Here is a 24,791-nt window from a genome sequence, read left to right on the forward strand (position 1 = left end):
ACTTAAGCAAATAGACTTCTTTCTATATGTTTAAACATAATTTCATTAGCACTTTTAAAAAAGTCTTTTTTAATCTCAAAGCCATAAGCTTTGCGGTTTAAATTTGTCGCTGCTAAAAGAGTGCTACCACTTCCAGCACATGGATCTATAACAACATCACCTGCATCTGTAAAAATAGTGATTAATCTTTCTAGTAATTTAACAGGCTTTTGTGTGGGATGTACTTTAGGAATACCTTCATCTTTTTGCCAATCCATGCAGTTATAAATCATCTTTCCATCATTGTTAAATTTTGGAAGTTTTTCACGATATAAGATTAAAGCATATTCACAATTTCCAACTATTTTCATATTTGCTTTTAAAACTTGAGATGATCCTTGTTTTCTAAAAACCAAATTTATATAATGATTAAAGCCATATTTTTTAGCTACTTCAATTAACATTGTTTGTTGTTCAAAAGAGCAAAAAACAATCATGCAAGGACTTTTACCGCATTCTTTAGGTTCTTTTATAAGCATTTTAGAGCAAAAGTGCATAAATTCGCTAACTCTAAAATCATTATCTGTATCAAAAAACGCCTTGTTTGCTTTTTTGCTTTCTCCATTTTTATTATCCCCATTTATATACCATTCAGGAGATGAAGCATAAGCATTGTTGCCTAAATTATAAGGAATATCAGCTATTACGAGCTGTGCTTTTGGTATATTATATCTTTTAAAATTTTGAAAATGGTCGTTATATAAATTTGGTTTCATTGGCATTTTTTCTTTCTCTAATATATTTTTTAAAACTATTTATTAAAGCGTTGTAATTTCTTTGAGAAGGATTTAGAGCAAAACTGCAAATATCGTTTATTAAAATATAAAGTTTAAAATCCTTTTGAGATATTAAACTTAAATATATTACAATACCTTTATAACATTCTACAGGTCTTTCCATTGAAATAAATCTCTCGCATCTTTTTACATAAAACTCACATTTTTCTAAGTCTTGTATCTCATATCCTTTAAACTTGCTACGAATAGCATATTTTAAAGCATTACCTATGTGAAAAATAATTCTTTTTTCAGGCATAATATTAAACATTTCTTCCAAAAAGTCTAAATTTTCAAATCCAAAACCTTTATAATGCGGTGGATTATTTACTAAATCTACTCTAAATTCTTTTTCTTTCATAATTATCCTTGTTTAGCCTTTTCACACATCTTTATAAAATCATAAATATTAGTATTAAAAATAGCATTTCCGCTTTTAAATTTTAAAGGTATTTTTTTAAGTATTTTGATTTTATAAATAGTATTTGAAGTATCTATAAAAGAGCAAGTATCGCTCAACTTTAATATTAATGCATATTCGCTCATATTTGAGTAAATGTCGGCACTCGCATTTAGTGCTATAAATACAAAAAGATTATTTTTTTCATTTTTCACTCCTTAAAAATTTTTCAACATCTTCAAAAGCTTTAACAATAAGCTTTTTTTCATGAAAGAAATTTCTTCCACTTGGCTTACTTTTGTAAATTTTGTAAGCCTTTCTGAGTTCTTTTTTGCTTATGTGATTTTTATAATTTATTTTTTCGATTTTTATTTCATTTTGTTTTGCAAAATCACAAAAACAAGTTCTTCTTTCACTAAATGGTATGATTTTTACAATTTCAAGATAATTAGAACGGCAAACTTCCATCATCATCTCCTATTTCGATATATTTTTCATTGTTAGGATTTTTTACTTCATTTCCATAAGGATTATAGCTTTGATTTTCTTTTGGAATAAATGATTTATTATTGTCATTATTTAAAGATTTATGCCTTGCTTTAAAAGATTTTATAGATAAAGGCTCTTTATTATTTTGAAACTCATCCATGCTTTGCATCTTTTCATTAAAAATTCTATCAAGAAAAATTTTGTTAGCAATTTCTCCATTTTTACTTAAATATTCTTCTGTCCCAAAACCTAAAACTAAAAGTTTATTAACTAAAGAATTTAGATAAATAACTTCAGTCTGCACTCCAAAAACATTCTCATTTCCCTTTTCACTAAAATCAAGTTCATCAATTCCAAAGAATTTCATAATAGCGTTTAATTGTCTAAATCCTAAATAATTTTCTTTTTCACCATTTTTATTGATATAGCTAAAATCGTTATTTTTAGCTACAAAAAGATTAAAAATAGCTAGTTTTTGCTCTTTTCTAGTTAAAAATTCAAAACAAATAAAAGTATTATTGCTTCCATCACTTGCCAATTTATCATATAAAAAGGCTTTGCGGAAAACTCCGCTATAAAGCCCACCTTCACTTAAATACTCTACGCTTGGCGAATAATTTGCCACTTCAAAACTTGCCTTAAATGCTTGTAACATTACAATTCTCTTTTAATTGTTTTTATTGCTTTTTCTTTGTTTGCTAAAACATTTTGAAATTTTTCTATTGTAAAAATATTATATTTAAGAATAAATTCTTCGCTTTCTTTTTTGCTGATACCATTTTCTTTAATAAAGGCATCATACTGATCTTTTATCTCTTTTAATTCTTTAATAGAATTATTAATTTGTTCTTTTTTATCATCTATTGCTTTTAAGTTTGAATTTGAAAAATTATAATTTTCATTGTCGATATTGATAACTCCATCTAGAACATCGCTTTTTATAAAATAGCCAATGTGTTTAATCGCCCTTCTAATAGCCGATTTTCTTGCCATTTCTTCAGGAAATTCTTTATAAACTCCACCGCCTTTTGTGAAGGTTTTGCTTTTTATGATATCTAGTTGCTCTTTTGTTAAAAACTCCGCTTTTCTATAAAGCAAATTACCGTTTTTAACTATAGAAATTAAAGCGTATGCACCTTTTATCGAATTGTCTAAAGGATTTTTACTAATGCTTAGATTGTCGATTTCATTTTCTGTTATGATTTTTACTTCATCGCTATTTGCAATCGTATCACTCTTAACAATAATTTCAAATCCTCGTTTTAAAGCCTCATTTATGGCAACTTTGACAAGTCCCATATAGCTAGGCTCTATATTTACATTATTGCCCATAGGCACTATATAATAATCATTGTTTAAAATACTAAGCCCTGCCTCGCTAAGATTTTTGACCTTTAAAAAAGATGCGGTTTTATTGTCTCTTAAAATTTGCATCACCTTATTATTTTCGCCTGAAAATTTTTCGTTTATTAACCTTAATTCATTTTCGAATTTTTCACTGATAACAATATGATTATTTTCTTTAAATTCTTTTACTTGAGTTTCTTTTTCTTCTACTATAGCCACTTCCATATTTTCATTACTCATTTTATGCTCCTTTTTTGATTTTTAAACACATTGAAATACTTTCTTTATAAAACTCTTTAGGCACAGTAATATTTTTTTGCTCTAAAAAGCCTTTATAATCAATTGTAGTTCTACTTTGCGGATAAATTGTAATATCCAAACATCTTGCTTTTTCTCCATTTGCTAAGGCTATGAGTTCTTTTTTAAGACTTTCTAGCTTTTCTTTAATAGGTTTAATCGTGTTTTCAAGCCTTGTAATTTCAATCGCTAGATTTTTTGCTTTAGTATCTTCAAGCTCTTTATATTCACTTTTTTGATCTATGATATAATCTAATATAAATTGCTTTATATTTTTAACTAACCATTTTTGATAAGCTTCATCTTTTAAAACTTCGCACTCTACAATCTCTTCTTCTTTATTCATGGCTACAAAAATGCATTTTTCTTTACCACTGATATAGAGCCCAAATTGAACTTGAGCGTAGTATTTATCACTTGGCTTTTTATTTTTTTTGACAAAATCGTATTCATCTTGTGAGTATTTAAACTCATAAATAACGCCGTTTTCATCTATTCCATCTAAACTTGCCATAAACATTTCATTTTCTAGACTTTGCAAAACTACAGGAGTGATACTCACAGAATGTAAAAACTCAACTCTAGCTCTAATCAAAGCTTCATAATTATTGCCTTTTTTCATAGCTTCATTTTGATAAACTTCTTTAAGTCCTAAGATGATATCCCTTGCTTCTTCTTTGGAATTAAAAGCACCTTTGATACCTACGCAAGATGCTACCATCGATGCACCTATTTTACCTTTTCTAAAATTTAGCCATTCAGGGCTACCTTGTTCTAAGTCAATTATTTTACACTGCATGATTAATTCTTTCTAATAATAAATTTGCGATTTTAATTTGTCCTTTGCCTGTGATTTTCGTTGTGCTTACTAATCTATCTCCATTTATTGTGCTGATAGTTGTTTCACTTACTTTAAAAAGCCCTTGTTCTATGCATTTTTGATAAGGTTTGTTATCACTCATTAAAAAGCCATTATCCCTTAAAAAAGCAAAAAGTCTTTTTTCTCCGATTTCAATTTTATTTTTTTCATAAAGTATTTTTGCGAAATCTCTTATTAAAATAGCATCATTAGTATCTTTTATACGATTTGCAAAGTGAATAAGTGGTGCGTTTTCTTTGGCTTCATTTTTTAAATTTACATTTTCAATTTGAAGCTTTTCATTTCTCTCTAAAAGTTCTAATTGCATTTGCAAACTTTCTTTTAATGAAAGCGGTTTATAACTTTGTTTTTTAAGCTCATTTTCTAAGTATTCTAATCTATCGATTATCTTTGCTCTTAGCTCAACACTATATCCACTCACTAAAATCAATACTTCTCTTTTTGGTAAGCGGTAACACTTGTAAAACTGCTTATTTTGTGTGTTTTGGTAGGTGTCTCCAAATTTGGATATACCCCCTTCAACTACTTTTTCTAAGTAAGTTTCTATATCTCTTATAACATGAAAATGTTCTTTTCCTGTAAGTTCTGCTATTTCCAAAGAAGTTAAGCTTATTTCTTTATTTTCATCTTTTTTAAAAAGTTCTAAATTCATTTTTCATCTCCTTTTAATAATTTTAAAATTTTTTTATCTCTAGCCTTGTTATTTTGAATATAATTATCAAGGCAACAAAATATACTGAAAGCAAATTCCAATACTTCAAAATTAGTCAAATCTTTTTTACCTTTAGTTGCTTTTGTTAAACATTCTAAAAACTTTTCTTCTTGGCTCATTGGTATCCTTTTGTAATTTTTTGTATTCTTAAGAATTACAAAATTATATAAAATTATTTTTGTATTGTCAAGTAATACAATGTATGCTTTACAAAAAAAAGTTTTTTTTGTAAAATTACAATAAATTACAAAATAAGGTAAATTAATGGAAGAAAATCAAAAAAATAATAAATCTGAAATAATATCAGTAAGACTTGATACCTTGACAAAAGAAAAGTTTGCTTTTATATGCGAACTTGAGTATCGCCCTATGGCTTTACAAATAAGAAAAATCATTGAAGATTATATAAAAGATTATGAACGAAAATTCAATCTTACAAATAGAGAAGATTACCCTGGATATTTTCCTTGGTAGTTTTTAACATAATCGCTTAAAATTTTAACTATTTGAGTTGCTAAAGGGCGGTATTCTTTATCTGCTATTTTTTGCAACTCTTCTTTTAATTCTAATGGAATTCTTATACTTAGCGGTTTTGTTTGTCTTTTCATAATTCTTTCTCCTTTAGTCTTTTTACTTCTTTAATAGCTTTATCATCATTTTTAAAAACGCCTATAAGCCCTAAAGCATCAAGTATTTTTATACGAAATTTATTAAGTTTCACATTGGTTTTAATTTCTTCTTCGAGTTTGAATGAAATTTCATTTATAGCGGTATCTTTTAATGCTATAATGCTTTTTAGCCTTTGAATTTCTTTTTCTAAATATTTTATTTTTTCATTTTTTTTACTATTTAAGAACATAGTTTCGACCTTTCTTTTGCATAAAGAAGCTCATAAATTTTATTTTGCAAAGAGCTAATTTCTTTTATATTTTTCATATTTGCTTCTATTTGGTCTTTTAACTCTTTTAAAAGTTCTATTTTTTCATTTTCAAGATTAGAAATTTCAGTTTTTAAAAATTTATTTTCATCTTTTAAAGACTTATTTAGCTTCATTTCTTTTCTATATTCATCTTTACTTAGTTTTATAATGACTTGTTCTTTTGTGTGATAAGCTTTCATTTTTTCTCCTTTTAGATTAATGCTTAAAAGGGACAACTGAGTTCTTTAGAATAGGAAATAAAACAAAAAGGTAAATTCTCAAGTAGTAAAGTTGCCCCATTTAAGCATTAAAGGAGCTTAAGAAAAGCCAAGAGCCTTGCTCTCTTGGCGTGAGTATTGTTTAAGTATAGGCTAAGCAAGGCTATTCTATAATTTTAGTGGTTTTTTAGTTTAGTTGATTGATTATTTCAATCAACTTTTTTACTATTTCTAACAATAAAAAAGCAATTTTTAAAAACTTCTCTATCATCAAAAACAGCTCCTTCCCCACCAAGAGAAATTAGCCACTTAAACAATGTTATTTTATCAAATTTATTTTTATTTTTGATAAAGCCGAGTAAATCCACAAGTCTCGGCATTGTCTAATCGTTTAAGTTTATGCTAAGCGGATTTGGTTAGAATTTGTCTGTGTTAAAAAATATTAGAGTTTTATAAGCTCTCTAATTAGCTCTAAGATTAAGATTAAAATTGTTAAAATTTTATTCCACATTTTAGAGCCTCCTTTCTCAACACCGAGACAAGTTAGCAACTTAAACTTTATAATTATACTTTCTTTTTCTTAAACTCTTGATTTTCTGTCGTTTTTAAAGTGCAAGAAAACCTTAAAAATAGCACTATAAACAATAATAGCGAGCCAAGTTTATGGATAACTTGCTAACCCTTCCGCTATGTTATTGCTATTGTTTTATCCGAAATAAATTCGTTTAAAACCGCTTTGCTAAAGCCCCCGTCCCACTTCGTGGGTAAGAGTAAAGCAAAGAAAAGAACATTAGCAATTAAGCTTAATTTTCAAGCGGTCAAAAGCTTAAGAAAGCTCTTTTTTTTAAAGAACTTGTTAAACTTTCAAAAAAGCTTTTTGCATTGTTTTTCGAATTTTCTAACTCTCTCTAAAAGTTCATAAGCATTTCTCATAAATTCATCTCCATAAGCTTGTAAAGATATAGATATTTCTTCATCATCTTCTAAGCTTATTTCTAAAGAGTTTTTAAAATCTTGCAAGTTTGCAAATATATTTTCTAAATTCTCTCTACTTTCAAGTTCATTTGTAATTAATTCTTTCGTTTGGTTATAAATTCTTTTTTCTTCTCTATCAAAATAAAAATCTGTAAAACTCATTTTTTCTCCTTTTTGTTTTGTTGAAATAATTGTAGTATTACTACACTTAAACTATGCTTAAATAATAGTAGTATTCCTACATTTTTTAAAAATATTTTTTTGGTATAATTTTTTAATGGGAAGATGAAAAATCTAAAAATATTTAAAAATATTTTTAGAAAATTGGAAGGATTAAAATTTGAGAATAATACTAGCTTTATTTATATATATTTACGCCTTTGGGGTTGATGTATGTGAGCGAAGAGATATTGAAATGTCTGCATATATAGAAAAACACGCCGTTGGTTATAAAAACAAAAATTTTAACCTTCCAGAAGAAAAACTATACAAAAAATCTTTTAGTGATTGCTATGATAAAAAGAATAAAGAAGCTTGTTTGTATATTTATAATAATTTTGCTATAGATGAAAATTTTAAAATTGAGAGCAATATATTTAATTTGATTACAATAATGACTTATGTTGGTTTAACTCTTGATATAGACAAAGATAAAAAGTATAAAGAAATTAATCGATTGATAGCTTTAGATAGTTGGAAAAAAGCGTCAGAATTGATAGATTTTGTTTTGAGTAAAACCAATGATACAAAAACTATAGAGGGGCTAAAATTACTAAAAAAGATGAGTGATTTTGAAATTAATCGGGCTTATGCATGTCCTTTGTATCATAATGATAAATTACAATCTGATAAAATAGATATGCCTTGTGCCTGTAAAAAAAATACTGCACTTTTAATAAAACCAGATACTATAAAACGAGCTTTTTTAAATTTAAAACTTTTATGTGATAAATATAAAGATAGCGTGAGTTGTGGAGTTGTTGGCGGACTTTATGAGAATGGCAAAGGCGTAAGGATAAATTTTAAACAAGCAAAAAAATATTATGGTTTAGCTTGTGATGGTGGTTATCAACTTGGTTGCGATGGATATAAAAGGTTGATGGGGTATTGAGAGTATAAGTAAAATAAAGACTAAAATTTACCACAATCAGCCTTATAACTTTTTATACTCTTGCTAATTTGCAAGTAGCTTCACTTGGTTTGTATTGATTATAATCAGCAAAAGCTAGAGTGGATAACAATGGTAAAAGTATGAGTTTTTTCATTAATTACCTATTTTATAGTTTAAGCTACTAAATAATCTATATATTCTTCTTTTTTGCTCCAAAGAAATGCTTTTACATTGTGCTCATTTGAAGCATTGACTAAAGCGTCCATATTTTTACCTTCCTTATTGTTAAAAATAATAATATTATCAGCATTAGCTTTTCTTTCTTGAGGTAAATCCATAAAAGAGAATAATGTTGCCTTTAAATTGTCATTCTTTGGATTGTTGATTATTTTTATAAGCCTTTCTTTTTGTTGTGAAGATTTTGTAATTAAAAAATCAAATTTATGATTTAAATGACTTTTTCCATCCAAACTAATGTTTTCTGTGTATCTAATGAAATTTTCTTCAAAAAAATTTTTTACATCATCAAAAAAGAAACTTTGTATTTTGCCTTGAGCTAACACAAACATATCATTAACGCTTATAAGTGCTTGTATAAGATTATGTTGTTTTTTTGCAAAGTTATTTTCATTCGCACGAGTAAACAAGATATCATTATTTTTTTGAATATTAAAACCATTAAGAATTATTTCTAATTCTTTTAATCTTTTTTCTGAGTTAAAATCAAAACCGCTTAATGATAAATTTCTTAAAGTTTCTCCGCCATCGCTCAACTCTATCAAATCATCTTTTTTCTCTATATAAAATAAAATATTATCATTGCTTTTATCTAAAAATGGCGTTGTAATTTCATACATATTATTTTCTATTTTGGATATATCAAAATTGCTTTTAATATAAGAAAAATAAGAATTCATAAGATTTTCTATGTTTAACAAAATAAATCACCTTTTGCAAATTTTATATTTATTATATTACAAAATTGGCAAAAATCATAGCTTTGATTTAAAAAATCATCATTTGTTTTAATATTAAATTCGTTTAAAGGGAAAGCCCATTTATCTGCATAGCTTTCGATAAAAATATGGATATGATTTTGGTCTCTAAATCTAAATTCGCTATATTTTTCCATAAGCTCTGATAATCTTTTATCACTTGGAATTTTATTTGGATTAAATTCTGGGTTTGTATGAGAAGCGTAAAAATCAATTCTTGCTATTATATTAGTTGCATTATAACGGTATTGGTTTGTTTTTCTTTGAAATTGCACACTAGATCTTGAAATATCAAGTATAAAACTATCTTTATGATATTTATCATCATCGCATTGTAATTCTATTTTTAAAGATTTAGAATTTTCAGAACTTGGCAACATATAAGTTTGTTGTATTTTTGGATGTTTTTCGATACTTAATAATTCTTTTATATTCATCATCCCACCACTTCTATAAAATTTTTAAAGGTTTCAACAGCCATTTTTGATACTACAGCACCTAAGATCTCGCATTGTTCAAATTCGCTATTATCTACTTTTTTATCCTCGTATTTTTTATTTTCAGAAACTAAAAAAATATAATTTTCAAAAGGTTCTTTTTTAATTTTTTTGCAAAATAAATCATCATTTTTTCTAAAAATAACAATATCTGCGTTTGAAATAGTCTCAAGTGAATTTTTACTTCTATCTACAATAATAAAATCACCATTAGATAAAATAGGTTCCATGCTATCGCCATTAATTTTTATAATATCATAACTCTTCTTTATGGGTATATCTAAAATTTCTTTTAGAAAATTTTCATCAACGGAAACTATTTTTACTTCTTCACTTTGAGATGAAGTTCCAAGTCCTGCACTTGCATAAATATCTGGAAAATATCTGAAATTTATTTGATTATCATCTTGTAAAAAAGATTTTATATTATCATTTACTGGAGCAAGTTTACTAACTGGCACTTCTAAAACTTTTGCCATAGTTATAATATTTTTGTAATCCTCAGGTTGATTGTTTTCACTTCTATACCAATAAGTTATTCCATCTAAAGTGATTTCATATCCATTTTCTGAAAGCATCTGTGCAAATTTTGCTCTGCTTATTTTTTTTTCTTTTAAAATTTGTGATAAATATTCTTTATCAAGCTTATAAAATGTTTTATTTTTTTCCATTTTTTATCCACCTTATTAATTGTAGTAATTATACATCGACTATTTAAAAAAATATATGTAGTATATTTACATATTTTTTAAACTTAATTTTATAGTAGTTATGCTACATTTTTAAAAATATTTTTAGGAATTGTAAGAATATGAATAGAAAAAAATTAAAAAAAATACTACTTGATTATTATAGTAAAGATGGCGTTGGAAGTATTTTAAGCTCTAGAATAGGAATTAAAGTTCAAGTAGCCGGAGAACTTTGGGAAAAACATCAAATACCACCTAATATTTGGGGTAAAAATAATAGGAATAAATTGCTTAAATTTTTGGGAGAAAAAGAAAGGATAGAGAATGAAAAAGGCAATGAAAAGGGTTAGGATTGAAATTGATATTAGCGATGAAACCTATGAGATAATGCTTAAGCTTATGAAAAAAAGAAAATATGAAAAAGTAGAAGATTTACTCTTTGCATATATGGGAACTATGTATAAAATGGAGCTTGCTGGTGCTTTGCTTGAGAATGATAAAAATCTAAGCCTTATTAAGACTTAGATTTCTCCTAGGTAGTTTGGAGTTTCCAAAGAGTAGTGTTGTGGTTGTACAGCTTGTTCTAGCTGTTTTATCCTGTTTTCTAACTCTTCGATTTTTTCCATAAGATAAGGGATGTTTTTTAACAAGTTTAAATCTTTGTCATCCATTTTGATAAGTCCTTTCTTGATTTGGTGCAAAAAAATTATAGCAAAGGACTTTTTAAAACGGATTAAAGGTTAAAAAATGGCTTTTATAGTGGGATTTTCAATAGGTTTTTTAGTTTATTTTTTAATTTGGAAAATCTTTTTTTAGGTCGGTGATATATGCAGTATGATTTTAATTTAGAACATTTATTCCCTTGTAAAAAATGGCAAGAAGTTTTAAAATGCTTACCATTTCTCAAGTGCATTGTAATGGGTGTTTCTAGAAAATTTATAGCATCACATTTTGTTTTAAAAATAGAATATTTTATAAAATTACAAATTGTAAAACCTACAAGAATTCCGCAAACGAATCCAAATAATAATGGAATTACATTCTCTTTGTTTTCAAGAAAATTAAAAAACATTTCAATCATAAAAAACCTTTTTAATTTAAATTATAACATAAAGGAGAGTTGGTGATACCAAATTTTATAGCAAGCTTTGATGTAGCTTTGGGACGTAAAAGCCTAAGAGAGAGAAAAGGCTATTTAAAATTATCAAACACTATAGCTTATGGTGGTCTTAGTGTTGATGCTCTGGCATTGTATATTCAATTAGCAAAGCTTAGTGAAAAAACGATTGTAAGTGAGATCTATTTAAGAGAGTTTATAAAAGTTAAAAATAATCAAAGAATGAGTTTAAATAGACTAAGAATTGCTAAAAAAGAATTAATCGAGCTTAGGCTTTTAGAAATTAAAAAGGTTAGAAATGGCTCTTTAAATTTTTATGAGTGGATTTTAAAAGATGAAAATTATCAAGTTAAAAAGCATTTTAACAAATCTTTATCTTTGCTTAAAAGCAGTGATGAAAAGCTAAGCAAAACTCTTAAAAATAACACTTCATCAATCGACAGAAAATTAACTACTGAAAACGAAAAAAAAGAGAATTTGCATTATATAGAAACACGCACGCACGCACGTGATAATAAATTTATAAATAATATAAATATTAATAATAATAAATTTATAAAAAAAGAGAATTTAGAAAATTTAAAAAATAATCAAGAAAAGAAAGAATGCGTTTCTAATCAAAACGCCTCTTTTGTGACGAGCTTTATTGATTTTAGCAAAAAGGAGTTAGAGAAAATGGCAAAAAAAGAGTTTAAAGTCCCAAATGCAAATGAACTCATGAGACAAATAATAGCTTTTAATGAGAAAAATGGCACAAACTTTGGTGAAGAGTTGGCTAATGATTTTATAGGCTATTGGGATGCTAGGGAATGGAAAAGAAATGGAAAAAGAATGTCAAGTGTGGCAGGAAGTCTTTATACATGGCTTAAATACGCTAAAGAAAATGAAACAAGAAAAAATCAGCGTTTTAACAGAAAAAAAGAAGCCAATCCTAGTGTGGTTGATAGCTTGATGGAGTATTACGGAATGAAAGATGAGAACAAAAACAAGCTCTTAGGATGCTTTTAAGGAGTAAAAAATGCAAGAAAAAATACAAATTTTAATGGACTTATTGGAAATTAATAAGGCTCAGGCAACTGATATTGTAGGTAGATATCTCAAAAGCGTTAAGGATATTCATGCTTTTTTAGATTTTTATTTCGAAACTTTAGAAAGAGAGAATATCGTAGGGACAACCTATGAGAAATTAAGAAGAGTTTGCAAAAGAGCTGAAATCGAGTTTAAAAAGCGTTTTGAAGATAAGGAAATATTTTTAGAATGGTTAAAAAATAAATATAAAAATAGTCCATTTTTTAGATTGCTTGAAAGTGATTTTAAATACTCATATGTTTGTTATGATGGACAGGGCAACCTTTTTAAACGATTAGCAAAATCAATTAATATGTTGGTTTGTCTAAATAATTTTGGAGAATTAACCTACGAAGATGGAGAAATGCTAAAAAATAACGAATTTAAACACGCTTTAATAGATTTTATATTTAAAAATCAAGAGCGCATAGGAAAAGATATATATATAAATACTTCTTATAAGATAAAAGGATATACATCTTTAAGCCATGAAGAAGAATATAATAACTTTAAGAAGGTACAGAAAAAATTTTTTAAGGAGAATCAAGAAGAATTTCAAAAGAAAGTAAAAGTCAAAATGGCTTTTAAAAATATAAGCTAAATTTAAGAAAGTCTGAAATGGAAAAGTATATTTTAAAAATTGATTTAAAAAGCAACCCAGTTCCTTATAAAAGAACCACGCAAAGATCTAAATTTGCATGTAAAGATTATCTTAAATATTTAGATTTTAAAAAACTCTTGCAAATGGAGTTTAGAAGACAAAATAATATTAGCTGTTTTCAAGCCTTTGATAAGCAAAAGAAATATGAGTTTTCTTTAAAAATAGGATTTAACAGCAAAAGGCATGGCGATGGGGACAATATCGTAAAATGCGTGTTAGATGCGTTATTTGAAAACGATAAGAATGTTTTAAAAGGCGATTATGAGATTATTAGTTTTAAAAAATCTTTTTTAAACTTAGAAATCAAAGAATTTGATTTTAAAGAAGGGGTGGCTTAATGGCTAGAATGATGACAAATGGCAAAAGTATGACAAAAGAAGAGCTTGTTTCAAAAATAGAGAGTTATTTTAATGAAAGAGTTGTCTTAAAAGAAACTAAGGAGAGTATTATTTTTGCACCTAAAACAAAAGTGGGATTAGCTGTGTATTTAGGAATTACAATGCAAACCTTAGGCGAGTGGGAGAAGGATAAGGATTTTGGAGAAATTGTATCCAATGCTAAGCAAAAATGTGAAATGGATATTTTAAATCATTCCTTAATCGGCACTTATACTCCTAGCGTTAGTATGTTCTTGCTAAAAAATCAACATGGCTACGTGGATAAACAAGAAGTAGTTAGCGATAACGTTCAAAAAATTGAAATCATAAGAAGTGAAATTAAATGAAATTAAAGCTTGACTTTTCTTACACTCCAGCACAACTTAAAGTTTTTGATGATAAAAATCCACGCTTTATAACCGTAGCAAAAGGCAGAAGACTTGGTTTTACAAGGGGAAGCGCTAAGTTTGTCATAGAAAACTTGCTTTTAGGACAAAATGTATTATGGGTAGATACCATACAAGCAAACTTACAAAACTATTACGAGTTATATTTTACACCTGAGTTAAAAAACTTGCCAAAAGATTTTTATTCTTGGAGTGTACAAGATAAGAAATTAATCATTAACGGAGCGGTGCTTCATATGAGAAGTGCCGAAAGAAGTGAAAATATCGAAGGTTTTGGATATGACCTTGTTATCTTAAACGAAGCAGGAATTATTTTAAAAGGTAGTAAAGGAGAATATCTTTGGTATAACGCCATACGCCCTATGTTGCTTGATAACCCTAAATCAAGAGCGATTATCGGTGGAGTTCCTAAAGGAAAAAATCTATTTTACGAGTTATGTAGAAAAGAACTCAGCGATAAAAATTGGAAACATTTTCAATTCTCAAGTTATGATAATCCATTTTTAAAAGAAGAGCAAATTAAAGAATTAATTGAAGAAGTAGGCGGAGAAGGTAGTGAAGTTGTCAAGCAAGAAATTTATGGTGAGTTTATAGATAGCTCGAGTGCTGAATTATTTTCTCTAAGTGAAATTGAAAATGCGATGAGCAAGAACTCTTTTAGCATTGAAAAAATGCAAGGCGAGAATATTTGGGGGCTTGATGTAGCAAGATATGGAGATGATAAGAGTGTTCTTGCAAAAAGAAAAGGTTTTGTAATTGATGAGATTAAAAAATACTCACAACTTGGAACTATAGAATTAGCAAACAAAATACTAGCTGAATACAATCAAAGCGAAGATAAACCAAAAGGTATTTTTATAGATACTTGCGGTCTTGGCGTTGGCGTATACGATGTCTTGTTAAATTATGGTTTGCCTGTATTTGAGGCAAATTCTGCAAATTCTGCAACCAGTAATGAATACTTAAATAAAAGAGCACAAATGTATTTTACATTTGCTAAAAACTTAAAACACATGGAGCTTTTTAAAGATGAAGAATTAAAAAAAGATATGAGAATGATTGAGTATGAATATAGCGACAAGGGGCTTTTAAAGATAGTTTCAAAAGAGTATTTAAAAAAGAATTATGGCAAAAGTCCTGATGTTAGCGATGCGGTGGCATTAACTTTTTTTGAAAAACTATACAGCAGAAACAATACTAATGAAGATTGGAGTTATGATGGCTGGTGAGTTTTTAATGATCTATGATGCAATTGATGTAAACAAAATAAAAAAGCTTTCAAATTTAAGCGATGAGGCTATAAAGTCAAGTCTTGCAAATGAATTTTTAGAGCTTGTATCAGGGTTTAATAATATTTCTAAAAAGAAATTTAAAAGAGAATTTGCGGAGTTTTTATTTGAAAAAGGAGTGAATGAAAAAGATATTTTAAAAATAACAAATTTAAGCAAAACAACAATATGGAGAATTATGAATGAAAACAAAAAGAACTAATGATGAGAGAGTATCGTTTTTAACACAACTCATTAGCGAAAGCAAAAGCGGATATGAGAATTACAAACCACACTTTAAAGAGTTGCAAGATGCTTATTTGCTTGAAAATAAAGTAATGCAAAAACTAAGAAAAAGAAATAAATCAAGTATTTACATACCAAAAATAAACGCTAAGGTAAAGTATTTAATCACTAGCTTAAATGATGTATATTTTAATAGTGAGAGAATGGCAGATATTGAAACTTACATTAATAGCGATGATACGATTATAGAGCTATGGCAGAATGCAATTGATTTTTATAGTGGTAAAATCAATATGTTTAAGATTTTTCAACCGCTTTTCTTAGATGTTTTACTTGTGGGAACGAGTATCGCTAAGCTTACTTGGCATAAGGGAATGCCACGCATTGAAAGAGTAGATATTGATAGTATATTCTTTGATCCAAATGCATTAAATAGTGAAGATGTAGGATATATAGTCAATGAAATTTACCTAACCTATAATCAAATCCATGAAAGACAAAAGCTAGGTTTTTATAAAAAAATTGAAATTGAAAAGCTTTTTGATGAAGATGATGAGTATAAAAAAGTAAAGCTTTATGATATTTATGAAAGAAAAAACGATGATGAGTGGGTGGTTTCTACTTTATTTGAAAATAATTTACTTAGAAATGAAGTTATTTTGCAAGATGGACAGCCTTTTGTCTGGGGTTCAATGCTACCACAACTTAAAAAGATAGATAACGAAAACTATGTAAGTGCTTATGGCGAGCCTATAATGGCTTCTGCTATGCCTTTGCAAGATGAAATTAATATAACTAGAAATCTTTTAATAGATGCAGTAAGAACTCATATCATGCCTAAAATAATGATGCCAAAATCAATGGGAGTAAGCAGAGAAGATATAGAAACCTTAGGAAAACCAATATATACAGACGATCCAAAGGGTGTGCAAATATTACCACCACCAAATGTAAATAGCGCGGGAATGAATTTACAGCTTTTAGAAAGCGAACTCACAGAAGTTACAGGAGTTAGTCCACAAAACAATGGAGCTCAAACTGCACAAAATGAAACAGCAACAGAAATTAGCATAAAAGCACAAGAAGGCGGAAGAAGAAGTGCTGACTATATAAGACAGTATAACGAAACTTTTATAGAGCCTTTATTTGATAGATTTGCAATGCTTGTTTTTAAGTATGGAGAAGATAGTTTTTTTAATGGTTTTCAAAGAGAGGATATACCTAGTTTTAGATTTAAAATTCAAACCGGCACAGGTGCCATGAATAAAGAAATTAGACGTGCAGGAATTCAAGCTAGTATGCAAGTTTTTTCACAATTATATCAAATGTATATGAGCATAGGCGATGCAAATTCTGCTTATGGGATTATAAATGCTAGCAAAGAACTTACTAAAGAATTATTACCAATTTTAGGTGTAAAGAATGTAAATAGTTTATTTGCTTTTGAAAACAATGAAGATATTAATCCACAAATGCAAGGAGAAGCTAATGCTTAATATTGAAATTAAAAGCGATATATCTAAAACCAAAGGAGGAAAGAAATTAATAGATTTTATCAAAGCAAAATATAGTGAATGTTTTTATATAGCAAAAAATAATGATGAGAAAGAGTTAAGGTTAAAAGCTTTAGATACTATGGCTTTTTTAGACATAATAATCAATAAAATAAAGGATGAAGAAGATGGAAAATGATGCTTTAAAAGATTTAATAAATGTCATAACAGATGATGATAAAGGACAAGTTGCTAATAATGGCGATGAACCTACGCAAGTAGAAGATAATGAACCTATGCAGGTTGATAATGAGAACGAGCCTGATTATAAGGCGATGTTTGAAGCTTATAAAAGTGAAAATGACAACAAATTAAATGCTTTAATGGGTGAGCTTGAAGCTTTAAAAAATCCAAAAAAAGAGCCAAGCGAACAAGAATTACAAAGAGAGCAGTATTTAAAAGAATTAGGACTTGATGGACTTGATGAGAAATTAAAAAGGCTTGAAGAGCTTGATAAAAAGCAAAAAGACAAAGAAGAGCAAGATGCACTAATCGCTAAATACGCACAAGTAGAAAGCGAGTTAAGAAAAGCCTATCCTGATGCGGATTTAAAGGCTATGGCAGAACTTGCAACAAAGTTAAATGGCTTGGGCGAAGGCAATATTGACAGCTGGAAAACCTTGCTTAATTTGGTCGGAAAATCAAATAATGCTAAAAAAGCTGAAGATTTATCAAGCGCAAATAATAATGTAAGAACTAGTGATTTTAACGATAAGTTAAAAAAAGGCGAAGTTAGCGAGATAGATCTAGGCAAAGAATTATTAAGTTTGGTATAAAGGAGAAATCATGGATTTTATAACAGCTTTAAAAGGTGGTACAGGACTAGGCTCTAGCTTTGCAGATACTTTGATGAAAACAAGCAATTTTACTCCAAATTTAGCAAGTAGCAGGGGTGGTTTTTTAAATGGATTAAAAAATTCTTTTAGTAATTTTGGAGATTGGTTGTTTAAAAGTTCTGATGCAAATAAAGTAACTAATTTTGATAGATTAGGAAATGTTTTAGGCGGTGCTGGTGCTTTATATGGTGCTTATAATCAGCAAAAGATGGCGCAAAAGAATTATGAGCTACAAAAAGATGCTTATAACTTTAATAAGTTTTTAGCTAATGAAGAGTTAAACAGAAGAAAGAATATGGAAAATAAACTTCAAAATGTTTGGAGTAATTAAATAGATTTGGATTTAAGGAAGCCAAAGGGAAATTATAGCTCCCCTTAAAAAAAGGGGAAATCAAGTATTAATAAACCTTGACTATAATTATACAAAGTAGTATAATTATAACTATAATTTTGGTTAGCAATTTAATCACCTCCCAACTGGGCGGTAAATTAACGCTAAAGGGTGGCGACCCTTTGGCGTTGCACCCTTTTAAAATTATACACAAACTTCCTTAAATCCTTTATTTTAAAAGAAAGAATAAAGGAAACAAAATGGCATTTTATAACCCACAAAGAGTAGTATTTAATCCTGATACAGGCGTTATACAAAACGCAGGAAAAGTCGGTGGCGTCTTATATGACATCATGAGCAAAAGTTTTGATGATAAAGTTAAAGCTAATGAGTTTCAGCAAGAGCAAGATTTAAGAAAGCAACAAATGGAATTTAATCAGGCTATGCAAAATAATCAGCTTTTGCAAAATGAGAGAAACTTTGATTATCAAAAGGAAAGAGCAAATATAGCAGATCAGCAATGGCAAATGAATTATAATCAAAGAGCTAGACAATATGCCATGCAAAATGCTTTAAGACAGCAAGAAATAAATACTAATAAGGCTTACAAGGATTTAAATTATCAAAAAGGATTATTAGAACTACAAAAATTGCAAAATGAGATAAATGCAAAACAAAAAGAGCAGGATTTATTAAATGGAGTTCTTAGTAATAGTCAAGGTTTCAATAGTCAAAACAATGCAAATTTACAAAACAATACAAGATATAAAGCAGACGCTCAGTTTTTAGATTTAGCAAATAATCAAGGTAAAACATATGATACAACCCATGGTTTTTGGAATGGAGCTATAGAGCGTGGTTTTGGTGGATGGGGAAGTCAAAGTACGGATTTAAATGATGCAAGTGATTTATTCTTAAAAAGAATGCAAAGTGATTTATTAAGGGGTGGTAAAAATGCTAAATGGAATTTAGAGAATATACAAGCCAATTTCCCTATTAATGGTTATACTATGGAAGCAAATAATCAAAGGGTAGCTCAAGCATTAGCAGGAGAATGGTTAGCAGAAGCTCCAAACTCTTTTAAAATGGAATTAGCAGAAAGACTAGGAAATGCCAAAACAAATATAGAAAAACAAAGTGCTATAGAAGATTATAAAAATAATATGGATTTTTATAACAATTATGCTCCAAAGGTAAAAGCTTTTTATTGGGATGAAAAATACTCAAAACCTAGTAAAAATGCAGTAATTATAGATAATTCAACAACTAATCAAAATATACAAAATGATTTAGTCAAAAATATATTAGAAGTGCAAAATCAAAATGCACCAAAATTACATAGCGTTAGTTTTAATGGAATTAATGCTCAAATATCAGAGCCTGATGCTAATGGTAATGTAATATTAGTTAATCAAGCAGGTAGAAAAATGCAAGTTAGCGTAGAAGAATTAAAAAAACAAGGATTAATACAATGAATATAAGAGAATTTTTATTAGAAAAACCACAAGAAAATAACATTATTTCATTTTTACAAGATGGAGCAAGTCAAAGTGAAAATCAAAATACAAGTGAATATTTATCAAATTTAAAAAATGAAGTAATAAATGATTTTTATAAAAATAAAGATAAATATGCTAAAGAATATGAAAAATATAATTTCAAAGACCAAAATTTAACAAATCCTATGGGAAATATTAGTGAATATAAAAGGGATTTATATGATTATAATAAAAATCCATCCATGAATGCTGATGATTTAAGTAATTATATTTTAGATAAGCAATCTAAATTTAATGCCTCTAAACCTATTTTTGCTGATGATAATGAAGTAGTAAGAAAAAGTAATCAGTTTATGAGAGATTTAGGCGATGAGTTGCAAAAATCAGGGCGTGGAAGATTATTGCAAGATGATGATGGATCTTATTGGGTGCAAGATAATAACGGAAATTATTCAAAAGTACAAGGTAGCACAATGGGTGATTTATATCGTGGATTAAGAGATAATGGTGCTAGTATGGCTTTAGGAACAGCAGGTGCCATTGGCGGCACAATGCTAGGTGGCGGAGTTGGTATGGTTGCAGGGGGTGCATTAGGTGCATCTTTAGGGGCAGGATATGATTACTACGGAAATACAAAAGATACAAATCAAGATATGAATTTAAAAGAAGCTCTTATGCTTATGGGTGAAAATGCTGGACTTTCTTTGATAGGAGACGCAGCTTTTACAGGAGTTGCTAAAGGAGCAAGAGCTTTAAAAAATACCTATAATATGGCAAAAACAGGAGCACAAGCCGGTAAAGATATGATAGATGGCATGGCAGTAAAAGGTGGTAATTTAGGCAATAGATTTATAGATAAAATAAGCAAGATAGATATACCTATGGTAGGAAAATTTACAGATGGTGGTTTGCAAAATGCAGAAACAATTTTTAATAATCTTACAAAAAATGTAGAGAATAAAAAACAAATAGATGAACTTATAGCAAAAGAAAATCCAACTTACCTAGAAAATGGAAAGCCTACAATAGAAATATTAAAAAACATTGTCGAGCAAGGACTTAATAAAAATAATCCACAATTTATACAAGATAGCGCTAAAAGAACAAGTGCTATTTTAAAAAATATTTCTAATAGCTTACAAGGAATGCCAACTACACAAAGAAGAGAAGTATTATTAAAAGCAGCACAAGCTTATCCAGAAATAGGAAGTTTTTTGGATGATGTTTTAAAGGCTGATAAGGATGCTAGTATTTCTTTTTTAAATATGATTAAAGGGCAAGATGAAGTATTTAAAAACAAAACAGGTTTAAATGGTGAGTTTGATTATAAGGCTTGGCAAAAAGATAATCACGCTTATGAGAATAGAATAAATCAAGAGTATGGCAGTGCTATAAGTAAATTAAATGAGCTTAATAATGGAAAAATAGTATTAACTAGTGAAGATTTAGTAAAGCTTGAAAATTTTAAAAATAATAATTTTTTAGAGCAAGATGTAAAAAATAACATACAAAGCTATTTAGATGAAATAAAAGGGAAAGAAGTAAGTGCGGAGCAAATCTTTGGATTAAGAACAGCTATAAATAAGCAATTAAACACAGGAAATAAAACATACAATACAAAACAAGCTTATGGAATAGTAAAAGAAATTTTAGATGATGCGTTGATAAGAAATGCTAGTGATAAGGTATTAGCAAAAGAAATCCTAAATAATGCAAATAAAAATTTTGCTTTAAAGGAAAATTTTAAAGAAAGTTATTTAGGCATGATGAAGTCACAAGAAACAAAAGAAGGGCTTACCGATAGATTGGTTAAAGGGCTTAGAAATATAAATGAAGATAAGAATTTAGAAAATGCTTTTAAAGGAATGAACGAACAAGAAAGATTAGCTAATGAAACTCATGCGATGAATGCTTTATTAGAAAAACATAGGATTGAAGGTGTGGGGTATGATTTTAAATCCTTAGCAAAAGATTTAGAAGATGTCAATTTTTCAAGCAAAAAAATAAAAGATGCTAAAGATGTTATTAATACATACGCTTTGATATATAACAATAATAGAGGTTTGATAATGACAGCCTTAGCAAGTAGTGGAAAAAAGACAAACTCTTCAATGGCTACAACAATACAGGGTGTTTTTGATAGAATATTAATAAGTGGTATTTTTGCTAGATTACACGCTTTAGCTCCCTTTTTTAAAAGTGCCAAAGAACAAGCATTAAGAAATCAAATACTAGATGCTCTAAAACTTGCTAAAACCAATAAAGAAGTTATATCTAATCTTAAAAACATAAAAATAGCAGATCAAGAACAAAGTAGAATTTTTAAAGATGCTTTGGATAATTATATTAAAGTAGATAAAGAACAAAATAAAATATTAAAAGATGCACTAATTAAAGAAGGTGTTATCAAAGGCGACAACTTCTTCATGGATAAAGCTGATCCTAAAGACAATTCTTTAAGATTTATAGGCAAAAATGGCAAAGAGTATACTATAAATAAAGATGTTAGAAATGAATGGATGAAAACTTTCAATCTTAAAAATATCGATGATGAATATATCCCTAATATACCAAAAGAAGCAAAGATAGCTTTAAAAGATAGAGAAATAAAACTTACAAAAGGAAGTTTACTAAAGCTGATTGAAAAAGATAGAATTAAATACATACCACATATCAAAGAAACTTTAGAAAGCCCACAGGCAATCTTAAAAGATAAAGATGATTTTATTTTTATTAAAAATATAGATAATCAGACTTATTTTACAAGTATAGGCAAAGACTATGAAACGCATTTGACTATAATTAGCAATTCGCCAAAGAAACAAAATAATATAAAAAATAAAATGAAAAATGCTGAAGTAGTGTATTATAATAATGCGAGAGCCTTACCGACATCTAGGGCATCTTCAGAGACAAAGCAAGTGTCGTTCTCTAACGAAAATTCTACCCAAGCTAAGCCTAAAAAAAACTTAATGGATGATATAAAAGAGAACATTAAGGCTAAAGAAGTAAAGAAAAAGAATAAAAAAAGCGTAAAACAAAGGCTTGATGAGAAAATACAAAATGATAAAAAGGCTAGTGAAGATATTCTAAAAAGATATGATAATTTTCTAAAAGAGAATAAAGATTATAATCTTGATGTTATGGGTAATTTAGATGTTATTACTAGAGAATTTATACTCAATGCTAAAAAAAAGACACATAAAGGCAAAAAAGCTGATATACCTGATCTAATGCGCTCTAAAATCGAACAAGAATTAAACATACAGCCTTTAAAAGAATTTGGAAAAAATTATGCAGAATATTATCACGATGGAAAAGGTGCTTTACAAAAACTACTCATTGAAAAACAAGGACAGGTAGCAGGTGCTTTTCATAGAAAAGATTTAGGGGATATTGATTTGGTTTGGGGAGATGGAAACTTTGGATTAAGTCATATTGTCAATCGAAGAGAAGAAGATTTCATTAAACAAGGGTTAAATAAAATAGAAGCAAAAAATAAAGCTTTAAATTTTATAAAAGAAATAGAAAATATTATAAATAATGGAAATGTAAAAAAAGGTAATAATAGAGCTTTTATTGAAGTTAAGAATAGTAGAGTTATGGTAGCACTTGATTATAAAGGTAAAGATAAAAAGTGGATTATAACCGCATATAATTTTTATTAATATTATCGCCCCTAGCTTAGCCGATACGCACTAAAGCTAGGCTTAATACTGACACTTTAAGCGTGAGTAGTGTCAATGGCGATTATTAATTATAGCATAAATTCATGTAATTATTTTTTAAAACATAAAAGATAATTGGAATTAGAATTATAATAAAGTTTATATACATCTTTCACAATTACAAAGAGCGAGATTCTGCCCTTAAACTCTTAATTAAAATTCTAATAAATAAAATTAGGAGTTTAAATACGGCGTTTTCATAATTTCTTGAACTATTTTTTTAAATTGCTCTAAAATATTGATACTATTGTTTCCTAAATTTTTATATTCATTAATTCTTAAGTTGAACAATTGATTTTTAAGACCTATAGGTAAAGTTGAATTTTCAAGTATAAAATAATCTTTAATTATAATTTTATAACAATCGAGCGTTCCTCGTTTAATATGGTTTATTGCTCGTTCAATATTTTTTGAAAAAATATCAGTGTTTTTATCTTCATCAGACAAGGAGTAAGCAGCACAAACATGAGACATAAAATTATTAAATTCTATTAATGCCTGTTTTGGAATATTCCCAATATGGTTAAAATCAATATTATCAATTATCTTATCCATAACATCTTTCTCTTTAAAATCAAAATAGTAAAACATTCTTCTAGATATATTTTCTTTAGCAATAATTTTACGCCCATCTTTTTGTATTTTTTGTCTAAATTGTAAAAAAAACTGTATTGATTCTAAAAATTCACTCAAAGAAACTTCATTATTGTTTTGCAAAACATTATTTAATTTTTTATTAAAAGCTATTGTAGAGCTATGTTGACGGGATATATCATATCTTTTAGAATTTTCTAAAACAAATTCAACTATTTTGCGCCTAAATTCGATAAATTTTGCTTCTTTATCAGCTTCTTCAATATAATCATTCATAATAACAGTTACATAAAATAAAAGCATTTCTTTATAATAAGAATACTGCCTTCCATGAACTAACGACATTTTCAAATCAAGCTGAATAAAACAATCGTACAGAGTAAAAAATTTGTTAATTATTGGTGCAGAATTTGCCATGATTAATAATTATAAGTTATTTTCTTTGATAAATTGTTCTATTTCTTCATCACTAACTTTTATTTCATCTGAAGATTTTAAATTTGGATTACAAATATCACCTTTTCCATAAATGTCACTAGTATTTGAAAAACAAGCTTCATTATTTTTCAAATTTTCAAAAAAATCTAATAATTCTTTATCCTTAATTTTAGGAAACAAAAAGAAATCTGCCATTTTTTAGTCCTTTGGTTTATTTAGATAACAAAACGCGCTAAAATTATACCTTTTTTATAGTTAATTTATACTTATTTTATATGTTTTATATACTTATTTTATATGTTTTATATACTTATTTTATATGTT

General features: G+C 27.8%; 35 protein-coding genes and 1 pseudogene. 16 read left to right on the forward strand and 20 right to left on the reverse strand.

What is annotated here, in order from left to right; translation table 11 throughout:
- Window positions 1–2 precede the first annotated feature (2 nt).
- The 9 genes from AJ884_RS05630 to AJ884_RS05670 are packed head-to-tail and all read right to left on the reverse strand — an operon-like array spanning window position 3 to window position 5,059.
- Complete coding sequence (locus AJ884_RS05630; RefSeq protein ID WP_070286490.1) at window positions 3–755, reverse strand: DNA-methyltransferase; 753 nt, start codon at window positions 753–755, stop codon at window positions 3–5.
- Window positions 736–1,176 (reverse strand): DUF3310 domain-containing protein, encoded by a 441-nt coding sequence (locus AJ884_RS05635; RefSeq protein ID WP_070286491.1) that lies wholly within the window; start codon window positions 1,174–1,176, stop codon window positions 736–738. The genes AJ884_RS05630 and AJ884_RS05635 overlap by 20 nt, the downstream gene beginning before the upstream one ends.
- A 2-nt stretch (window positions 1,177–1,178) precedes the next feature.
- A complete protein-coding gene (locus AJ884_RS05640; protein ID WP_038402055.1) occupies window positions 1,179–1,430 on the reverse strand; it encodes a hypothetical protein in 252 nt (83 codons plus the stop codon).
- Entirely contained in the window at window positions 1,420–1,683 is a 264-nt protein-coding gene (locus AJ884_RS05645; RefSeq protein WP_070286492.1) for a hypothetical protein, read from the reverse strand. The genes AJ884_RS05640 and AJ884_RS05645 overlap by 11 nt, the downstream gene beginning before the upstream one ends.
- Complete coding sequence (locus AJ884_RS05650; RefSeq protein ID WP_070286493.1) at window positions 1,664–2,359, reverse strand: hypothetical protein; 696 nt, start codon at window positions 2,357–2,359, stop codon at window positions 1,664–1,666. The genes AJ884_RS05645 and AJ884_RS05650 overlap by 20 nt, the downstream gene beginning before the upstream one ends.
- Entirely contained in the window at window positions 2,359–3,291 is a 933-nt protein-coding gene (locus tag AJ884_RS05655; protein WP_070233386.1) for a recombinase RecT, read from the reverse strand. The genes AJ884_RS05650 and AJ884_RS05655 overlap by 1 nt, the downstream gene beginning before the upstream one ends.
- Before the next feature lies 1 nt (window position 3,292).
- Entirely contained in the window at window positions 3,293–4,147 is an 855-nt protein-coding gene (locus AJ884_RS05660; protein ID WP_070286494.1) for a lambda-exonuclease family protein, read from the reverse strand.
- Complete coding sequence (locus tag AJ884_RS05665; protein WP_070286495.1) at window positions 4,137–4,880, reverse strand: phage regulatory protein/antirepressor Ant; 744 nt, start codon at window positions 4,878–4,880, stop codon at window positions 4,137–4,139. The genes AJ884_RS05660 and AJ884_RS05665 overlap by 11 nt, the downstream gene beginning before the upstream one ends.
- On the reverse strand, window positions 4,877–5,059 hold the full coding sequence (locus AJ884_RS05670) for a hypothetical protein (protein WP_002900944.1): 183 nt from the start codon (window positions 5,057–5,059) through the stop codon (window positions 4,877–4,879). The genes AJ884_RS05665 and AJ884_RS05670 overlap by 4 nt, the downstream gene beginning before the upstream one ends.
- Window positions 5,060–5,204: 145 nt before the next feature.
- Between AJ884_RS05670 and AJ884_RS05675 the strand changes: the two genes are divergently transcribed.
- Window positions 5,205–5,414: a hypothetical protein gene (locus tag AJ884_RS05675; RefSeq protein ID WP_044778805.1), complete on the forward strand. Its 210-nt coding sequence runs from the start codon at window positions 5,205–5,207 to the stop codon at window positions 5,412–5,414.
- Here the strand turns inward: AJ884_RS05675 and AJ884_RS09950 are convergent.
- The 4 genes from AJ884_RS09950 to AJ884_RS05690 all read right to left on the reverse strand — a co-directional run bounded on the left by AJ884_RS09950 (window position 5,390) and on the right by AJ884_RS05690 (window position 7,214).
- The gene (locus tag AJ884_RS09950) at window positions 5,390–5,548 is read right to left on the reverse strand and encodes a hypothetical protein (RefSeq protein WP_002900946.1); all 159 of its coding nucleotides are present in this window, start codon (window positions 5,546–5,548) and stop codon (window positions 5,390–5,392) included. The genes AJ884_RS05675 and AJ884_RS09950 overlap by 25 nt on opposite strands.
- The gene (locus tag AJ884_RS05680) at window positions 5,545–5,799 is read right to left on the reverse strand and encodes a hypothetical protein (RefSeq protein ID WP_070286496.1); all 255 of its coding nucleotides are present in this window, start codon (window positions 5,797–5,799) and stop codon (window positions 5,545–5,547) included. Before AJ884_RS05680 ends, AJ884_RS09950 begins: the two co-directional genes overlap by 4 nt.
- On the reverse strand, window positions 5,790–6,059 hold the full coding sequence (locus AJ884_RS05685; RefSeq protein WP_070284412.1) for a hypothetical protein: 270 nt from the start codon (window positions 6,057–6,059) through the stop codon (window positions 5,790–5,792). Before AJ884_RS05685 ends, AJ884_RS05680 begins: the two co-directional genes overlap by 10 nt.
- Window positions 6,060–6,941: 882 nt before the next feature.
- On the reverse strand, window positions 6,942–7,214 hold the full coding sequence (locus tag AJ884_RS05690; protein WP_070286497.1) for a hypothetical protein: 273 nt from the start codon (window positions 7,212–7,214) through the stop codon (window positions 6,942–6,944).
- Window positions 7,215–7,392: 178 nt separating this feature from the next.
- Here AJ884_RS05690 and AJ884_RS05695 point away from each other — a divergent pair, with 178 nt between their 5' ends.
- The gene (locus tag AJ884_RS05695) at window positions 7,393–8,163 is read left to right on the forward strand and encodes an SEL1-like repeat protein (RefSeq protein ID WP_002875052.1); all 771 of its coding nucleotides are present in this window, start codon (window positions 7,393–7,395) and stop codon (window positions 8,161–8,163) included.
- A 67-nt stretch (window positions 8,164–8,230) separates the two neighbouring features.
- Here the strand turns inward: AJ884_RS05695 and AJ884_RS09810 are convergent.
- From AJ884_RS09810 to AJ884_RS05710, 4 genes and pseudogenes are all read right to left on the reverse strand, one after another.
- A pseudogene (locus tag AJ884_RS09810) lies at window positions 8,231–8,317 on the reverse strand (DNA/RNA non-specific endonuclease); the annotation flags it as partial.
- A gap of 19 nt (window positions 8,318–8,336) precedes the next feature.
- A complete protein-coding gene (locus AJ884_RS05700) occupies window positions 8,337–9,101 on the reverse strand; it encodes a DUF1828 domain-containing protein (RefSeq protein ID WP_002810124.1) in 765 nt (254 codons plus the stop codon).
- Window positions 9,095–9,595, reverse strand: a complete 501-nt coding sequence (locus tag AJ884_RS05705) for a DUF6978 family protein (RefSeq protein WP_186820845.1) — start codon at window positions 9,593–9,595, stop codon at window positions 9,095–9,097. The genes AJ884_RS05700 and AJ884_RS05705 overlap by 7 nt, the downstream gene beginning before the upstream one ends.
- Window positions 9,595–10,326: a helix-turn-helix transcriptional regulator gene (locus AJ884_RS05710; protein ID WP_070286498.1), complete on the reverse strand. Its 732-nt coding sequence runs from the start codon at window positions 10,324–10,326 to the stop codon at window positions 9,595–9,597. The genes AJ884_RS05705 and AJ884_RS05710 overlap by 1 nt, the downstream gene beginning before the upstream one ends.
- Window positions 10,327–10,466: 140 nt before the next feature.
- Here AJ884_RS05710 and AJ884_RS05715 point away from each other — a divergent pair, with 140 nt between their 5' ends.
- Window positions 10,467–10,694 carry a hypothetical protein gene (locus AJ884_RS05715; protein WP_002871219.1) on the forward strand — a complete coding sequence of 76 codons (228 nt, stop codon included), beginning with the start codon at window positions 10,467–10,469 and terminating at the stop codon, window positions 10,692–10,694.
- Entirely contained in the window at window positions 10,669–10,869 is a 201-nt protein-coding gene (locus tag AJ884_RS05720; protein ID WP_002819534.1) for a hypothetical protein, read from the forward strand. Before AJ884_RS05715 ends, AJ884_RS05720 begins: the two co-directional genes overlap by 26 nt.
- On the opposite strand, the gene AJ884_RS09955 is transcribed toward AJ884_RS05720, so the two are convergent.
- Window positions 10,866–11,015, reverse strand: a complete 150-nt coding sequence (locus tag AJ884_RS09955) for a hypothetical protein (protein WP_171838372.1) — start codon at window positions 11,013–11,015, stop codon at window positions 10,866–10,868. The genes AJ884_RS05720 and AJ884_RS09955 overlap by 4 nt on opposite strands.
- 452 nt (window positions 11,016–11,467) lie before the next feature.
- Here AJ884_RS09955 and AJ884_RS05730 point away from each other — a divergent pair, with 452 nt between their 5' ends.
- The 12 genes from AJ884_RS05730 to AJ884_RS05785 all read left to right on the forward strand — a co-directional run bounded on the left by AJ884_RS05730 (window position 11,468) and on the right by AJ884_RS05785 (window position 23,375).
- A complete protein-coding gene (locus AJ884_RS05730) occupies window positions 11,468–12,469 on the forward strand; it encodes a hypothetical protein (RefSeq protein ID WP_070286499.1) in 1,002 nt (333 codons plus the stop codon).
- Between the two features lie 10 nt (window positions 12,470–12,479).
- Window positions 12,480–13,130: a hypothetical protein gene (locus AJ884_RS05735; protein WP_002871222.1), complete on the forward strand. Its 651-nt coding sequence runs from the start codon at window positions 12,480–12,482 to the stop codon at window positions 13,128–13,130.
- Between the two features lie 17 nt (window positions 13,131–13,147).
- Complete coding sequence (locus AJ884_RS05740; RefSeq protein WP_002861660.1) at window positions 13,148–13,528, forward strand: hypothetical protein; 381 nt, start codon at window positions 13,148–13,150, stop codon at window positions 13,526–13,528.
- Window positions 13,528–13,914 (forward strand): terminase small subunit, encoded by a 387-nt coding sequence (locus tag AJ884_RS05745; protein ID WP_070276620.1) that lies wholly within the window; start codon window positions 13,528–13,530, stop codon window positions 13,912–13,914. Before AJ884_RS05740 ends, AJ884_RS05745 begins: the two co-directional genes overlap by 1 nt.
- Window positions 13,911–15,203, forward strand: a complete 1,293-nt coding sequence (locus tag AJ884_RS05750) for a terminase (RefSeq protein ID WP_070248396.1) — start codon at window positions 13,911–13,913, stop codon at window positions 15,201–15,203. The genes AJ884_RS05745 and AJ884_RS05750 overlap by 4 nt, the downstream gene beginning before the upstream one ends.
- On the forward strand, window positions 15,193–15,465 hold the full coding sequence (locus tag AJ884_RS05755; RefSeq protein WP_002781524.1) for a hypothetical protein: 273 nt from the start codon (window positions 15,193–15,195) through the stop codon (window positions 15,463–15,465). The genes AJ884_RS05750 and AJ884_RS05755 overlap by 11 nt, the downstream gene beginning before the upstream one ends.
- Window positions 15,446–16,984, forward strand: a complete 1,539-nt coding sequence (locus AJ884_RS05760; RefSeq protein WP_070286500.1) for a hypothetical protein — start codon at window positions 15,446–15,448, stop codon at window positions 16,982–16,984. The genes AJ884_RS05755 and AJ884_RS05760 overlap by 20 nt, the downstream gene beginning before the upstream one ends.
- Window positions 16,977–17,180, forward strand: coding sequence for a hypothetical protein (locus tag AJ884_RS05765; protein ID WP_000931940.1), 204 nt, complete (start codon window positions 16,977–16,979; stop codon window positions 17,178–17,180). The genes AJ884_RS05760 and AJ884_RS05765 overlap by 8 nt, the downstream gene beginning before the upstream one ends.
- On the forward strand, window positions 17,170–17,817 hold the full coding sequence (locus tag AJ884_RS05770; protein WP_052773613.1) for a hypothetical protein: 648 nt from the start codon (window positions 17,170–17,172) through the stop codon (window positions 17,815–17,817). The genes AJ884_RS05765 and AJ884_RS05770 overlap by 11 nt, the downstream gene beginning before the upstream one ends.
- Before the next feature lie 10 nt (window positions 17,818–17,827).
- Window positions 17,828–18,208, forward strand: a complete 381-nt coding sequence (locus tag AJ884_RS05775; protein ID WP_070286501.1) for a hypothetical protein — start codon at window positions 17,828–17,830, stop codon at window positions 18,206–18,208.
- 260 nt (window positions 18,209–18,468) lie between these two features.
- Entirely contained in the window at window positions 18,469–19,683 is a 1,215-nt protein-coding gene (locus AJ884_RS05780; RefSeq protein ID WP_070276611.1) for a hypothetical protein, read from the forward strand.
- Complete coding sequence (locus tag AJ884_RS05785; RefSeq protein ID WP_070286502.1) at window positions 19,680–23,375, forward strand: PBECR2 nuclease fold domain-containing protein; 3,696 nt, start codon at window positions 19,680–19,682, stop codon at window positions 23,373–23,375. The genes AJ884_RS05780 and AJ884_RS05785 overlap by 4 nt, the downstream gene beginning before the upstream one ends.
- 234 nt (window positions 23,376–23,609) lie before the next feature.
- On the opposite strand, the gene AJ884_RS05790 is transcribed toward AJ884_RS05785, so the two are convergent.
- The gene (locus AJ884_RS05790) at window positions 23,610–24,446 is read right to left on the reverse strand and encodes a hypothetical protein (RefSeq protein WP_070286503.1); all 837 of its coding nucleotides are present in this window, start codon (window positions 24,444–24,446) and stop codon (window positions 23,610–23,612) included.
- A 9-nt stretch (window positions 24,447–24,455) separates the two neighbouring features.
- Window positions 24,456–24,662, reverse strand: coding sequence for a hypothetical protein (locus tag AJ884_RS05795; RefSeq protein WP_044780034.1), 207 nt, complete (start codon window positions 24,660–24,662; stop codon window positions 24,456–24,458).
- Between the last annotated feature and the right edge of the window lie 129 nt (window positions 24,663–24,791).

The sequence above is a fragment of the Campylobacter sp. BCW_6463 genome (genome assembly GCF_001762785.1).
GTDB lineage: Bacteria > Campylobacterota > Campylobacteria > Campylobacterales > Campylobacteraceae > Campylobacter_D > Campylobacter_D jejuni.

Bases quoted from the DNA above. Each gene is read 5' to 3' on its own strand.
- AJ884_RS05785 (WP_070286502.1), top strand. From the start codon at position 19,680: ATGAATATAAGAGAATTTTTATTAGAAAAACCACAAGAAAATAACATT.
- AJ884_RS05675 (WP_044778805.1), top strand. From the start codon at position 5,205: ATGGAAGAAAATCAAAAAAATAATAAATCTGAAATAATATCAGTAAGA.
- AJ884_RS05715 (WP_002871219.1), top strand. From the start codon at position 10,467: ATGAATAGAAAAAAATTAAAAAAAATACTACTTGATTATTATAGTAAA.
- AJ884_RS05755 (WP_002781524.1), top strand. From the start codon at position 15,193: ATGGCTGGTGAGTTTTTAATGATCTATGATGCAATTGATGTAAACAAA.
- AJ884_RS05765 (WP_000931940.1), top strand. From the start codon at position 16,977: ATGCTTAATATTGAAATTAAAAGCGATATATCTAAAACCAAAGGAGGA.
- AJ884_RS05680 (WP_070286496.1), bottom strand. From the start codon at position 5,799: ATGTTCTTAAATAGTAAAAAAAATGAAAAAATAAAATATTTAGAAAAA.
- AJ884_RS05705 (WP_186820845.1), bottom strand. From the start codon at position 9,595: ATGAATATAAAAGAATTATTAAGTATCGAAAAACATCCAAAAATACAA.
- AJ884_RS05735 (WP_002871222.1), top strand. From the start codon at position 12,480: ATGCAAGAAAAAATACAAATTTTAATGGACTTATTGGAAATTAATAAG.
- AJ884_RS05780 (WP_070276611.1), top strand. From the start codon at position 18,469: ATGGCATTTTATAACCCACAAAGAGTAGTATTTAATCCTGATACAGGC.
- AJ884_RS05790 (WP_070286503.1), bottom strand. From the start codon at position 24,446: ATGGCAAATTCTGCACCAATAATTAACAAATTTTTTACTCTGTACGAT.
- AJ884_RS05660 (WP_070286494.1), bottom strand. From the start codon at position 4,147: ATGCAGTGTAAAATAATTGACTTAGAACAAGGTAGCCCTGAATGGCTA.
- AJ884_RS05740 (WP_002861660.1), top strand. From the start codon at position 13,148: ATGGAAAAGTATATTTTAAAAATTGATTTAAAAAGCAACCCAGTTCCT.
- AJ884_RS09955 (WP_171838372.1), bottom strand. From the start codon at position 11,015: ATGGATGACAAAGATTTAAACTTGTTAAAAAACATCCCTTATCTTATG.
- AJ884_RS05670 (WP_002900944.1), bottom strand. From the start codon at position 5,059: ATGAGCCAAGAAGAAAAGTTTTTAGAATGTTTAACAAAAGCAACTAAA.
- AJ884_RS05665 (WP_070286495.1), bottom strand. From the start codon at position 4,880: ATGAATTTAGAACTTTTTAAAAAAGATGAAAATAAAGAAATAAGCTTA.
- AJ884_RS05745 (WP_070276620.1), top strand. From the start codon at position 13,528: ATGGCTAGAATGATGACAAATGGCAAAAGTATGACAAAAGAAGAGCTT.
- AJ884_RS05760 (WP_070286500.1), top strand. From the start codon at position 15,446: ATGAAAACAAAAAGAACTAATGATGAGAGAGTATCGTTTTTAACACAA.
- AJ884_RS05720 (WP_002819534.1), top strand. From the start codon at position 10,669: ATGAAAAAGGCAATGAAAAGGGTTAGGATTGAAATTGATATTAGCGAT.
- AJ884_RS05635 (WP_070286491.1), bottom strand. From the start codon at position 1,176: ATGAAAGAAAAAGAATTTAGAGTAGATTTAGTAAATAATCCACCGCAT.
- AJ884_RS05645 (WP_070286492.1), bottom strand. From the start codon at position 1,683: ATGGAAGTTTGCCGTTCTAATTATCTTGAAATTGTAAAAATCATACCA.
- AJ884_RS09950 (WP_002900946.1), bottom strand. From the start codon at position 5,548: ATGAAAAGACAAACAAAACCGCTAAGTATAAGAATTCCATTAGAATTA.
- AJ884_RS05775 (WP_070286501.1), top strand. From the start codon at position 17,828: ATGGATTTTATAACAGCTTTAAAAGGTGGTACAGGACTAGGCTCTAGC.
- AJ884_RS05750 (WP_070248396.1), top strand. From the start codon at position 13,911: ATGAAATTAAAGCTTGACTTTTCTTACACTCCAGCACAACTTAAAGTT.
- AJ884_RS05655 (WP_070233386.1), bottom strand. From the start codon at position 3,291: ATGAGTAATGAAAATATGGAAGTGGCTATAGTAGAAGAAAAAGAAACT.
- AJ884_RS05630 (WP_070286490.1), bottom strand. From the start codon at position 755: ATGAAACCAAATTTATATAACGACCATTTTCAAAATTTTAAAAGATAT.
- AJ884_RS05710 (WP_070286498.1), bottom strand. From the start codon at position 10,326: ATGGAAAAAAATAAAACATTTTATAAGCTTGATAAAGAATATTTATCA.
- AJ884_RS05690 (WP_070286497.1), bottom strand. From the start codon at position 7,214: ATGAGTTTTACAGATTTTTATTTTGATAGAGAAGAAAAAAGAATTTAT.
- AJ884_RS05795 (WP_044780034.1), bottom strand. From the start codon at position 24,662: ATGGCAGATTTCTTTTTGTTTCCTAAAATTAAGGATAAAGAATTATTA.
- AJ884_RS05770 (WP_052773613.1), top strand. From the start codon at position 17,170: ATGGAAAATGATGCTTTAAAAGATTTAATAAATGTCATAACAGATGAT.
- AJ884_RS05650 (WP_070286493.1), bottom strand. From the start codon at position 2,359: ATGTTACAAGCATTTAAGGCAAGTTTTGAAGTGGCAAATTATTCGCCA.
- AJ884_RS05685 (WP_070284412.1), bottom strand. From the start codon at position 6,059: ATGAAAGCTTATCACACAAAAGAACAAGTCATTATAAAACTAAGTAAA.